Annotated in this window: 10 protein-coding genes; 3 read left to right on the top strand and 7 right to left on the bottom strand. The window is 65.5% G+C overall.

What is annotated here, in order from left to right:
- The first annotated feature begins 47 nt into the window (after window positions 1-47).
- Entirely contained in the window at window positions 48-680 is a 633-nt protein-coding gene (locus SJI03_RS09450; RefSeq protein ID WP_158301104.1) for a serine hydrolase domain-containing protein, read from the top strand.
- A gap of 56 nt (window positions 681-736) precedes the next feature.
- Here SJI03_RS09450 and SJI03_RS09445 read toward each other — a convergent pair whose 3' ends face one another.
- Window positions 737-991, bottom strand: coding sequence for a hypothetical protein (locus SJI03_RS09445; protein ID WP_158301103.1), 255 nt, complete (start codon window positions 989-991; stop codon window positions 737-739).
- Window positions 992-1,063: 72 nt separating this feature from the next.
- Between SJI03_RS09445 and SJI03_RS09440 the strand changes: the two genes are divergently transcribed.
- Window positions 1,064-1,804: a DUF3944 domain-containing protein gene (locus tag SJI03_RS09440; protein ID WP_099376837.1), complete on the top strand. Its 741-nt coding sequence runs from the start codon at window positions 1,064-1,066 to the stop codon at window positions 1,802-1,804.
- A 10-nt stretch (window positions 1,805-1,814) separates the two neighbouring features.
- Window positions 1,815-2,684, top strand: a complete 870-nt coding sequence (locus tag SJI03_RS09435; protein WP_099376836.1) for a hypothetical protein — start codon at window positions 1,815-1,817, stop codon at window positions 2,682-2,684.
- Here the strand turns inward: SJI03_RS09435 and SJI03_RS09430 are convergent, their stop codons facing one another.
- Genes SJI03_RS09430 through SJI03_RS09405 form a run of 6 tightly spaced genes read right to left on the bottom strand, consistent with a single transcriptional unit; the run spans window position 2,685 to window position 12,420 of the window.
- Window positions 2,685-5,144 carry a glycosyltransferase gene (locus SJI03_RS09430; protein ID WP_322426976.1) on the bottom strand — a complete coding sequence of 820 codons (2,460 nt, stop codon included), beginning with the start codon at window positions 5,142-5,144 and terminating at the stop codon, window positions 2,685-2,687.
- A complete protein-coding gene (locus SJI03_RS09425; RefSeq protein WP_322426975.1) occupies window positions 5,141-6,373 on the bottom strand; it encodes a TIGR04063 family PEP-CTERM/XrtA system glycosyltransferase in 1,233 nt (410 codons plus the stop codon). The genes SJI03_RS09430 and SJI03_RS09425 overlap by 4 nt, the downstream gene beginning before the upstream one ends.
- A gap of 4 nt (window positions 6,374-6,377) precedes the next feature.
- A complete protein-coding gene (locus SJI03_RS09420; RefSeq protein ID WP_322426974.1) occupies window positions 6,378-8,330 on the bottom strand; it encodes an XrtA/PEP-CTERM system amidotransferase in 1,953 nt (650 codons plus the stop codon).
- 10 nt (window positions 8,331-8,340) lie between these two features.
- Complete coding sequence (locus SJI03_RS09415) at window positions 8,341-9,555, bottom strand: TIGR03088 family PEP-CTERM/XrtA system glycosyltransferase (protein ID WP_322426973.1); 1,215 nt, start codon at window positions 9,553-9,555, stop codon at window positions 8,341-8,343.
- Window positions 9,545-11,128 (bottom strand): exosortase A, encoded by a 1,584-nt coding sequence (xrtA, locus tag SJI03_RS09410; RefSeq protein ID WP_322426972.1) that lies wholly within the window; start codon window positions 11,126-11,128, stop codon window positions 9,545-9,547. Before xrtA ends, SJI03_RS09415 begins: the two co-directional genes overlap by 11 nt.
- Window positions 11,125-12,420, bottom strand: a complete 1,296-nt coding sequence (locus SJI03_RS09405) for a TIGR03087 family PEP-CTERM/XrtA system glycosyltransferase (protein WP_322426971.1) — start codon at window positions 12,418-12,420, stop codon at window positions 11,125-11,127. The genes xrtA and SJI03_RS09405 overlap by 4 nt, the downstream gene beginning before the upstream one ends.
- Window positions 12,421-12,432 lie beyond the last annotated feature (12 nt).

Below are 12,432 nucleotides of genomic sequence, written 5' to 3'. Positions count from 1 at the left end.
TATTTTGCTCGCCTGGGCCCGCACTCACCTGGGTCGACGAGGTGACCGTGCATCAATTGCTCAACTTTTCAGCAGGAATCACGGAAATTCACAAGCCACTCAGCTTCAAGCCCGGAACGGACTTTCTGTATGGCGTTACGACTTATTCAATGCTGAGCAATATTTTTGAAAAAGTCAGCGGAAAAATGTATGTCGATGCTGCACATGAGCTGTTCAGAGAGCTGAGGATGATGAATGGTTTTTGCTATGAAGAAAACAAGAATAATAACGTCATCAACGGATATGTCAACACGAAAAATGTATTCGCACTGAAGGAACATCCTGTTCAGGGAAAAGACTGGATAGGCTTCATCCCGGCAGGAGGAATTGTTTCAAATGCGAAAGACTTGAATATCTGGGATGAAAAATTTCATAAAGGGAAGATTTTTAAGGTCGAAACCTATAAGCTGATGACGAATTATTCCATATCCAGTCAGCACGTGGCTTTCGGTGACGGAGAAATCGGTTATGGTTACGGTGTTTATGTGAATGACAAGGATGAGATCAAGTATATAGGCCACTCCGGGAAGGGGTTGGGCTTTGCCTCGATAAAAATCTATTTCTGTGAAAAAAATGTTGATGTCATTGTTTTGGAAAATCAGTTAGCGAAGATGGTGGCGTTAATTACCATTTCGAAATAAAAGTGAGGAAAATAGTAATGAACAGCAGCCTTTTGCAATAGCTGAACCTCCGCGCATCATCCGTTTTGCAAGGTGCTGACTGTGGTTCCGCAATCACGCTCGGCTGAAGAATGCTCTTGAAGGCCATACGCTAACGCGCAAGCTCCCTTGGCCGTTTTGACTTCTACATGCTGCCAGCACGGCCGCACGGCTGCACGTTTCAACGTGGATATACCGGCGACCGTGGCAGGCTCGAGTGCCAGTGCCAGTGCCAGTTGCGGGCCGTCATGCGCCAATGGGAGAATAAAAGCGGCATCGGCTTCATATTGCATGTTTTTCCTTGTTTTGCCTTGTAAGTTGGGCGCAATTAAAAATACAATACAAGAAAATTACCAAGGGGAAATATGGGTATCAAATATCGCATCGATGATGACCTCGCATTCCTGCAGTATTGCAAGGAAGAGGATCTGCGTGTTTTGGCTGGCTATCTCACGCACGACAAAGATCAGTCGGCTCGCATCGCCAGCGAACTTCTTGAAGATGAAAGCTTCAAGAAATTCGCTGGAAAGAAGGACCAGTACCGGCATTGTTGGCAGTTGATTGCCGGTGAGCTTCAGCATTTCGGCGGCGACACTATCGTCAACCTGTTTCGCGGCGATGGCGTGCTGTACAAGGAAATTTTGTCGGACGTATGCGACAACCAGAAAGTCAAGACGGAAAAAAATAGTTCCGCCTATGCGATGGAAAACAAGCTGCTGGAGAAATTCATCGGCGATGCCTGGGAAAAGCTCGGTGCGGAACAACGTGCTTCGCTGCTGAAGGAATTTGATATCGGCAACAATTCACGCGATGCGGAAGGATTGGCCTTGCTGAAAGCGGCCTTGTTGAGCGGCATCGGTTCTCTGCAAATATCGGCGCTGATCGCCAGATCCGCTGCAAGCATGTTCGCGGGACGGGCGCTTGGCGTCATTGCGACAGGTGGTCTGGGCAGAAGCCTGGCCATGTTTGCCGGACCCGTCGGACTGGCCGTGTCGGCCGCGCTCACCGTGCCCGCAATCAGCGGCGCCGCTTATCGGGTAACGATTCCTGCCGTCATTCAGATCGCATATATGCGCCGGGAATGCGAAGCACGTGAATTTTTCTAAGGAAATATAAATGCTGCAAGAGACAATATGGATCATCGACCAGGCCAAATTGAAGCCGGTATTGATACAAGCGATGGCGGAAGGCAAGGCAGCCATACATGACGGCGTGGCATACTGGGCCGAGGGCAGCGGCGGGTCTGGCATCATCCAGCATCTACCGTTCAAGGAAAGTGCGGCCAAGAGTGTGGAAGAAGCGCTAAAAGTGGCGCAGGCGACGACGGTGATCGCCGCGGCCGTGTCGACTGGCATTATTCTTGCCGCGATCGTGGTGCAGACAAAATATTTGGCAAAGAAACTGGATAAAATCCAGGCCACTGTCGATGTCATTGCGCAAGATGTGCGCTCGCAGCACATTGTATTTTACATGGATAAGATCAGTGAATATGTAGGACTGGTGGAGGCAGCGCGAACCTTGTTGCAGGATCGTAGCCTGGTATCGGAAATACGTGAGCTTGCTATTCCGCTGTTGACCAGCATGGCGGCGAAACGCAATGAAGTCCTGTCCTTTATCGATAATATTCTTGCCTTGACAAAGTCATCCAAAGACGTGTCTGCAACGCATTTTGAGCTGATCACCAATTTCGCCCAATTAATGCTCGACATGATGCCTGCGGGAATTCATATCGAATACCTGCTTTGCGCGCGTATTGGCAAACTGCGGCTTGCAGAACATATCCTGCTCGATGGTGCGGGGCGATTCAACGATGGTCTGCAAATTTTCCGTCATTTTATGAATGAGCTACACCGCGAAGTGATACGCGGCGTCGCCGGAGAGCGCAGCGAGGTCTATCGTTCGGTCGAGGCGAATGCGAGGCAGCTTTTCCAATCCGAGCATGGGAAAATTCTGCTGTCGCTGCCGGCGGGCCGCGCTGCCAGCTAATTACAGGCTGCCTGCCTGCGTCACTTCGCTCAGCACATAGCGGTACTTCCCCGACGCCTCCGCCGCGATCTCGTCGACTTCCTCGATGGCGATGTCGACTTGCGCGCCCAGTCTGGCCTGGAAGCCGGTGACGATGGCTGTGCGCGTGGCGGCGTCCAGGCGCGGCAGGCAGACCAGCAGGACGCGCGTGCGCTGCAGGCTTTCCTGGATGATCTTGAAACTGCGCACTTGCGGCAGTTCGCGCACGATGTAGACGAGGGCCAGGCCGTGGATGACGGTGCCATCGACGGCCGTGAGGAAATCCGTGCTGCGCCCTTCGATTTTTTGCAGCAGGGGCAGTCCGCGGCCGCAGGCGCATGGCTTGGTGCCTAGCGCGCCCACGTCGCCGGTGGCGTAGCGGATGAACGGGTAGTCTTGCGTGGCCAGGTGGGTGACGACGATGTCGCCCGTGGCGCCAGCGGGCAGCGGCTGGCCCTGGCTATCGACAATTTCCACGATGATGTCTTCGGCCGTGATGTGCATGCCGCCTTCCGGGCATTCGTGGGCGATGAAGCCCGCGTCACGCCCGCCGTAGCCGTTGGCCACGGGGCAGCCGAAAGCGGCGGCGATCTGCGCGCGCTGCTCGTCGTACAGGCGTTCGGCCGTGACGAACGCCACTTTCACGCCCAGGCCGTCGAGCGGCAGGTCGCGTGCGCTGGCGTGGCTGGCGATGCGGCACAGGGCGGACGGGTAACCGAACAGCATGCGCGGACGCCAGCGGCGCAGCTGCCGCACGTAGCCATCGAGGCGGTCGGGCGACATGGCAAATGCGGGCAGCAGGGTGGTGCGCAGCAGCGCATCGCGCAGGCGGCGCACGTGGTCTTGCGCCTGCAGCTCGATGGGCGAACCCCACAAGACGGCTTCGCGGTCGCCGATGTCGACGCCCCACCAGCGCGTGGCGCGCCATTTGGCGGCGATGTCGTGGCTGATCCTGCGGCGCCCGAGGAAAAACTGCAGCGGCTCGCCGCTGGAGCCGCCCGTGGCGAACGGGCGCAAGCCCACGGCGTGGGCCGACTTGAAACTGTCGCGCGCACTGGCGATATCAACCTTGCGCAGCAGCGGCAGGCGCGACAAATCGGCCAGTTGCCGCACTTGTTCCGGATCGAAACCGCTGCGGGCGAACAGGGCCCGGTAATGCGGCACGTGCTCGGCCGCATGGCGCAGCAGTGCGCGCAGGCGGGCCAGCTGCCACTCTTCCAGTTGCTGCGCGCTCCACCATTGCGAGCGCTCCAGCCGCCGCAGCAGGCGCGCGCTGCTGTGGCCTTTGAGCCATTCATGCAGGGGAAACAGCCAGCGGGCGACGCAGCGCGTGTAGATGCCGGGGCGCGGCGCGGCGCGGATGCGGCGGTAGTGCGCGGCCAGCCTGGGTGCGATGCCGGGCCAGCCGAAGGTGGCGGCATGCGCCAGGCCCGCGTCGGCCAGCGCCTGCGCGCGCAGCGGATCGCGCAGCAGCGCCAGGATGGCCTGCGCCATGGCGGCCGGATCGCCGGGCGGCACCAGCAGCGCCGTCACGCCATCCAGCAGCAGGACGGGGATGCCGCCCACATTGGTGCTGACGACCGGCACGCCGCAGGCCAGCGCTTCGAGCACGGAATTGGGCATGTTGTCGGCCAGGCTGGGATTGAGGACGATGTCGCTGGCCTGGTACAGGTCCGGCATGGCGGCGTTGTCGACGGGGCCGGCGAAACGCACGGCGTCCAGAACGCCGAGCGACCTGGCCAGGCGCGCCAGCGCCGCGCGCTGCGGCCCGCCGCCGGCCAGCACCAGGCGCGCCGCGGGAAAAGCCTCGCGCACGATGGCGAAGGCGCGCACGGCGCTGGCATTGTCGTACAGGCTTTCCAGGTGGCGCGCCACGAGGATGCAAGGGTCATCGGCGGCTGGCGCGCGTGGTGCGGCGGGTGTGACGCGGGTAAAGCGCTGCAGGTCCACCACGTTTGGCACGATATGGGCCGTATGGCCATATTGCTCGAAGACGCCGGCCAGGTAAGCCGAGGGCACGACGATGGCGCTGGCGCGGCGCAGGCTGAACGCCACCAGGCGCGGCGCGCGGGCGAAAAAAACGGCCGCTTCGCCGCCCCGGTAATTGAGCAGGGCCGGTTTGCCTTTCAGGCTGGCGATCCACAGTGCGGGTGCGGCCTGCAGATGCCAGGACCAGCCGGAATTGGCCATGATGTGGAACAGGTCGACCGTATTGGCCGTGCGCCACAAGCGCCACAAATGCACGGGCAGGCGCAGCGCCGCGCGCAGGTAGCGGATGCGCGCCAGCCAGGGCGGCAGCACGGGGCCGTTGACGGCCAGTAGCTGCACTTGCGCGCCATCGTCGCGCAGGAGTCGCGCCAGTTGCGCCGTCTGATTCGCCATGCCGCCGGCAGGCGGGGGCAGCGGGCCGACCAGCGCGATGCGCAAGCCGGTGAAGATCATGGCGCGACTCCGGCCAGTTCCTCCGCCATGCGCGCCGTCGTCACGCGCGCATACACGGGCGCATAGCGGCCCACGCTGGCGCCCCAGCTGCGTTCCGTCTCGACAAAGGCGCGCGCCTGGCGCCGCAGCGCCGGCCAGCTGGCGGGTGCCAGCAGCAGCGACAAGATGGCCTGCGCCAGCGCCTCGGCGTCGCCGGCGCGAAACAGCATGCCCGTCTTGCCATGGTCGACCAGTTCGCGGTGGCCGCCCACGTCGGACGCCAGCACCAGGCGGCCCTGTGCCATCGCCTCCAATGGTTTCAAGGGCGTCACCAGCTCCGTCAATCGCATCGGCAGGCGCGGATACACGCAAATGTCGACCAGCTGATAATAGGCGGCCACCTGCGCATGCGGCACTCTGCCCGCGAAGACCACGGCGTGGTCTATGCCCAGCTGCGCCGCCAGCGCGCGCAGCGCCGCTTCCTGCGGCCCGCCGCCGGCCAGCAGCAGCCGCAATGCCGGCTGTGCCGCCAGCAGGCGCGGCATGGCGCGCAGCAGCAGGGCCAGTCCCTCGTACGCATAAAACGAGCCGATGAAGCCGATGACAGGATTACCATCCAAACCCAGCGTGCGGGCCAATGCTGGATTATCAGAGACATTGAAGGCCCTGGCATCGACGGCGTTCGGTATCACGGTGATTTTATGCGCGGGCACGCCGCGCGCGCACAGTTCGCGCCGCAAGCCGTCGCAGATGGTGGTGACGGCGTCGGCGCGGCGCAGCGCGTAGGTTTCCAGCGCGCGCGTGAGACGGTAGCGCAGGCCGCCGGGCCGGCTGCTGCCATGGTCGGCGGCCGCGTCTTCCCAGAAGGCGCGCACTTCATATACGACGGGGATGCCCAGCGCGCGGCCCGCGTTGAGGGCGGCGATGGCGTTCAGGGCCGGCGAATGCGCATGCAGGATGTCGGGCTTGAGGCGCCGCGCCAGCCGGCGCAGGCGTACAGCCAGGCCGACGATGACGGCCACTTGCCGCAGCACGGGCAGGCGCGCCCACCAGTGCGCATCGGGCGCCGTGCGGTAGAAATGCCAGCCGTCGACCAGCTGCTGTGCGCCATCCGACGGCCCCTGCTTTGCACTCGTGAGCTGCGTCGTGTGCCAGCCCAGCATCCGCTGCTGCCGCAGGATGGCCAGGGTGCGGAAGGTGTAGCCGCTGTGCAGGGGCAGCGAGTGGTCGAGGATGTGCAGGATGCGCATGGCTTCACTCCATTGCCATGGCTGGCGCGGGCATCGGCGCCTGGCGGCCATCGACGGGCAGCACCTGGCGCAGGAACGCTTCGAACATCAGCAGCGCCCACAAGGGCGCGCTGTAGTCGCGCCGCCCGCTCGCATGTTGCTCGAGCAGCAGGCGCACGTAGTCCATGTCGAACAGGCCGCACTGCGCCAGCGTGGGACCGAGCAGCCGCTGTTGCAGGCGCTGGCGCAACGGGCCGCGCAGCCAGTCGGCCAGCGGCACGGAAAAACCCATCTTCTGGCGGTACAGCAGGGCGTCGGGCAGCAGCGGGCGCAGGGCTTTTTTCAGCAGATACTTGCCTACACCGCGCCGCAGCTTGAAGTGCGGCGGCAGGCCGGACATCCACGCCACCAGTTCATGGTCGAGCAGGGGCGAGCGCACTTCCAGCGCGTGCGCCATGCTGGCCCGGTCGACTTTGGTGAGGATGTCGCCGGGCAGGTAGGTCTTCAAGTCCAGGTACTGCACCTGCGACAGCGGGTCCTGCGCGGGACTGGCCAGCGCGTGGCGGCGCAGCACCTCGACGGCGCGGTAGCCGTGCAGGCTGCGCCGCAGCTCGGGGCTGAACAGCCGCGCGCGCATGGCGTCGCCCAGCAGGCTGACGCCGTGAAAATACGCATCCGTCGTGTCGCGTGCCAGGCCTTCGAAGGTGGTCTTGGCGCGCAGGAAGCGCGGCGCCCAGTCGGCCTTCGGGTACAGCCGCCCCAGGGTGCCGAACAGCGACTGGCGCAGGCCGGCCGGCAGCAAGGGGGCCATCGCCTTGCGCACTTTTTCCTCGCGCGTGTGCAGGCGATAGCGCCGGTACCCGGCCAGGCTTTCATCGCCGCCATCGCCCGACAGGGCCACCGTGACCCGCTGGCGCGCCAGTTGGCAGACTCTGTACGTGGGCATGGCGGAACTGTCGGCGAACGGTTCGTCGTACAGGGTGGCCAGCAGGTCGATCAGCTCGAAGTCGTCCTGTTCCACCTGGCGCGCGTGGTGCGCCGTGGCGTAGCGGCGCGCCACCAGGTCGGCGTAGCGCGCCTCGTTCCAGGCCGGGTCGCCGAACGAAATTGAACACGTGTTGACGGGCGTGGCGCTCGCCCCGGCCATCAGCGCCACGACGGCGCTCGAATCGACGCCGCCGGACAGGAAGGCGCCGAGCGGCACTTCGGCCACCATGCGGATGCGCACGGCTTCGCGCAGGCGCGCCAGCAATTCGTCGGCCGCCTGCGCCTCGCTGGCGGGCGGATTCGGCGTGAACGGGATGTCCCAGTAAGCTTGCGGCGCGGGCAGCGGCTGGCCGGCGCGTATCGACAGGGTATGCCCGGGCGGCAGCTTGCGCGCGTGCTGGAAGATGCTGCGCGGCTCGGGCACGTAGCCGTAGGCGAAATACTCTTCCACGGCCAGCGGGTCGAGCGCGCGCGGCATGGCCGGATGCGCCAGCAGGGCTTTCAGTTCGGAGCCGAACAGCAGGGTGCCGTCCTGCGCCTCGCCGTAATACAGGGGTTTCACGCCGAGGCGGTCGCGCGCCAGGAACAGCAGGTGGCGGCGGCGGTCCCACAGGGCGAAGGCGAACATGCCGCGCAGGCGCTGCACGCATTGCTCGCCCCACTGTTCCCAGGCGTGGACGATGACTTCCGTGTCGCTGCTGGTGCGGAATTGATGGCCGAACTGGCGCAGCTCCGCCATCAGGCTGCGATAGTTGTAGATTTCGCCATTGAAGACGATGGCGATGCTGCGGTCGGCGTTGAACAGCGGCTGCTGGCCGCTGGCCAGGTCGATCACGGACAGGCGCCGGTGCGCCAGGCCGAGGCCCGGCTCGCGGTGCAAGCCCCCTTCGTCCGGCCCCCGGTGGCGCAGGCTGTGGTTCATGCGTGCCAGCAGCAGCACGTCGATGTCGCGCTGGCCCTGCAAATCAAAGATGCCGCTGATGCCGCACATGGGTGGCCTTTCAGGGAGTGGTGGACAGGGGAGAGGGCTGGCGCGCGCCCATCAGCCGGTCGTACACGGCCAGGTAGGCGCCGGCCATGGCGGGCAGGCTGTGTTCGGCCAGCACCTGGCGCCGCCCGCGCGCGCCGTGGCGCGGGCCCAGTTCGGGCATGCTGTAGTAATCGAGCATGGCGTCGGCCAGCATCTCGGGCGAACCGGGCGGCACCAGGGTGCCGCTCCAGCCCGACTGCACCAGTTCCGCATTGCCCCCCACCTGCGTGGCGACGATGGGCAGCCCCGTCGCCATTGCTTCGAGGATGGTGTTCGAGCTGCCTTCGGCCAGCGATGGCAGCACGAACAGGTCCATGGCGCGCAGCAGCTGCGCCACGTCGTCGCGTGCGCCGGGCAGCCAGGCCAGGTGTGCCACGCCGGCCTGCTGCAGCAGGTCCAGGCAAGCCTGGCGGCATGGCCCGTCGCCGACGATGAGCAGGCGCAGGCGCGCGCGGGCGCCTGGCTGCGCCAGCAACAGCAAAAAGGCGTGCACCAGCGAGGCGTGATCCTTGACGGCCGCCATGCGGCCCACGCTGCCGATGACGAAGGTGCCGTTGCACAGGAAGCCGGGCGGGCCCACTGCGGCCGGCGGTCCCAGGCGCGGATGGAACTGCACGCTGTCGACGCCATTGCCGATGTGCGACACCTGCGCGGGGGCCGCGCCGATGGCGTCCACCAGCCATTGCCCCAGGTCGGCGCTGACGGCGATGAAGTGCTGCACCAGCGGCAGCATGCATTTGCGCAGCAGCCGGTATTTGCGGCGGGTGCCGTGCAAGTCGCTCATGTCGCGCCCGTGTTCGCCATGCACGCGCAGGCGCACGCCGGCCAGGCAGGCCAGCAGCTGTGCTTCGAGGCAGCCCAGGTTGCGCGTGTGCACGAGCGCCGGCTGCAACCGTTTCAGCACGCGGTACAGGTGCAGGTAGTGGCGCCAATCCTTGCCTTCGCGCTTGTCCAGGCTGATCACATCGACACCCGGCGTGGTCAGGCGCTGGCGAAACGCGGTGGCATTCTTCAGGCAGACGATGGCGTGCCGGTAGCGTTCGGGCGGCAAGTGGTTGATCAGGTTGACGAGGCCGTTTTCCAGCCCGCCCACGTCGAGCTGGTGGATCACGTGCACGATCAGCGGGGCCGTGCTGGCCGCTACACCGGCTTCCCGTGTGCCGACGCTAACGAGGTCAAGGGCCATGCGGCAACTCCTGCAAGCGTTGTTCGATGACGGGCAGCGCCGCCCGCAGGAAGGCTTGCAGCTGCGCGCGCGGTGGCGGCGCCAGCTCGTCGTAGACGGCAAAGACGATGAGGTCGGCGCCATCCTGGCGCCTGCCCAGCAGCTTGGCTTGCGCCAGCAGCAGTTTTACCAGCGCGGGCCTGGCCGTGACGATGCCGCCCTGGCGATACACGCGCCACAGCAGCAGGCGTTCGCCGCCGTGGGCCAGCACGCTTTCGCGCACGCCGATGGATCCGCCGGACAAGTCGACGTGCCGCACGCGCTGCGCCAGGGGCGTCCAGCGCGCGCCGTAGGGCAAGGGCTGGTGCGTCAGCAGTTCGGCATCGCGCGCCTGGCGCGCATACCAGTGCAGTTGCAGCCCCACGGGCGCGCCGTCGCCGTCCTGGCGCGCATACGTGGCGGCAAACCGCGCGGGATTGCCCGCATACGGCGCTTGCCAGGCAGGAGGAACAGCGGGCAGGCGATGCCAGGCGGGCGGATCGGGCAAGGCCAGCACAATGGCCGGAAGCCTGGCGTTGTCGTCGCGGTGGCTGGCCAGGGCCAGCGCCGGCCACAGCACCGCCAGCAGCAGGCAGGCGATGCTGGCGCGCACGACGGCGCGCGGGGTGGCCGCAGCGGCGCTGGCGCCCGGCCGGGTGGGTGGCAAGGCGGCGCGCGCCAGCGGCAATTCGCGCCAGCGCGCGGCCAGCCAGAACAGCAGCAGCGCGACCAGGCCGAAGAACAGCCAGCCGTAGATCAGGTGGTCGACGCCCACGGCCAGGCGCATGTTGCTCAGGTGGCCCAGTATCACGATCAGGTAGGCGCGCACGCCATTGGCAAGGATGGGCACGAGCAGCGCGGCGGCCATGACGGCTACGCGCCGCCGCGTGCTGTGGAAGTTGACATGGGCGAACAGGGCGCCCAGGGCCAGCGCGGCGATCAGGTAGCGCAAGCCGCTGCACGCTTCCACCACCGACCAGTTGCCGGTGGGTAGAGAAAAATTGCTGCCATCGCGGAACACGGGCACGCCCGTCCATTGCAGCGCGGTGACGGTGAAGGTGGCCGTGAAGTCGATCAGCGGTTCCAGGAACACTTCGCCAAACGGCACGGCAAGAAACAGATACGTCAGCGGAAAGGCCAGCAGGCGCACGGCCGGCCAGCCGAGGATGGCCAGCACGCAGGCGGGCAGCATGGCCGTGGCCGCATATTGTTCCACCACGGGCACGTTGGCGGCGTCGGCCAGCAGCCAGGCCAGGCCCAGCGCACCGAGCAGCAGCAAGCCCGGCCCCGACGGCCGGGGCGTCAGCGCAGCCAGACGGGCGCGCTGGCGCCAGGCCAGCCAGCAACTGATGGGCACGATCAAGAAGCCGTGCGCGAAGGTTTGCGAACGCGACCACAATTCCACCATCGACCAGAAGGTGGCGTGATACAGCAGCGCGACGGCGGCCAGGGCCAGCAGCAGGAGCAGCATGGCTTGCCGCTGGCCATGCCGGTTCCCGTGCGGCCAGACGGCCGCGTCCGGCAAGCGGGCCACCTGGTCGAGTTGCACGCTCATGTGGAGGGTTCCCGCACGGGCAGCAAGGGCGCGGCGATCCCGCTGGCAGCGGCCTCGGCTTCGGTCCCGCCAGGCAGGCCCAGCATGGCGCCCAGGCCCTGCAGGTTGCGTTCCCAGTTGTAATCCTGCAAGACCAGCTGGCGCGCCGCCGCGCCCATGGCCGCACCGCTCCCGTCGGCCGCGTCGCTCTGGGCTTGGTGCAGCACGCGCGCGGCATGGTGGATGAATTCGGCGTCGTCGCGCGCCAGCAGCAGTTCCAGGCCCGGCTGGGCGGTGATGCCTTCCAGCGCCTGCGGCGTGGCCAGCACGATCTTGCCCATCGCCATCGCTTCCAGTACCTTGTTTTGCACGCCGCGGGCGATGCGCAGGGGCGCCACGGCCAGGGCCGCGCCGGCCAGGTAGGGCCGGATGTCGGGCACCTTGCCCGTCACCACCACGCCGGGAATCCTGGCCAGCGCCGTCACGGCGGGCACGGGCGCGCTGCCGACGATATAGAACTGCAACTGGGGAAACTGGCGCCGCAGCGCGGGCCAGACGTGGCGCACGAACCATTGCACGGCGTCGATGTTCGGCCAGTAATCCATGGCGCCCGTAAATACCAGCGCCTGCACGCCCGCCGGATACACGCCGGGCTGGGCCGGCAGGGGCGCGAAATACGCCGAGTCGACGCCGTTATTGAAATGTCCCGTCTTGCGCCGCGCCATCGGCGCGCATTGGCGGAACAGGGCCGCCTCGGCCGGCGAAACGAAGCTGGCGGCCGTGAATTGCTGGGCGATATGGCGCTCGTACTGCAGCAGCAGCTGCGCTTCGCGCCGGTACAGCAGCGACATGGGCCACGGCTTGCTGTCGCCGTACTGGCGCCATTTGTCGGAATCGACGTCGACGAAATCGATCACGCGGTGCAGGGCGCGGCCCGCGCTGCCGTCGATGTATTGCGCCATGGGCCCGGAAAAGGCCAGCGCATGGCGCACCTTGCCGCCGGACAGCAAGCCGTCGACCCATTGCAGCAGCCGTGTATCGCGGTAATAGTGCACGCTCATGGCCTGGCGGCCCAGCAGCGCCTGCATGGCGCGCCAGCGGGCCGGGCCGCGCTGTAAAGCGATGAAGCGCGTGCTGGCGCACAGGGCCGCCACGGTTTTCGCGTGCTGCCAGTCGTCGTCATCGTCGATGAAGCAGCCCAGGTGCACGCGGAAATGCCGGCTCAGGTATTGCAGCATGTGCCACGAGCGTATCTTGTCGCCCTTGTTGGGCGGATATGGCAGGCGGTGGGTGAGGAAGAGCAGTTCGCGCATGGTGGGTCCCCT

The sequence above is a fragment of the Janthinobacterium sp. GMG1 genome (assembly GCF_034427795.1).
Lineage (GTDB): Bacteria > Pseudomonadota > Gammaproteobacteria > Burkholderiales > Burkholderiaceae_D > Janthinobacterium.
This window is presented reverse-complemented; position numbering and strand designations above follow the sequence as displayed.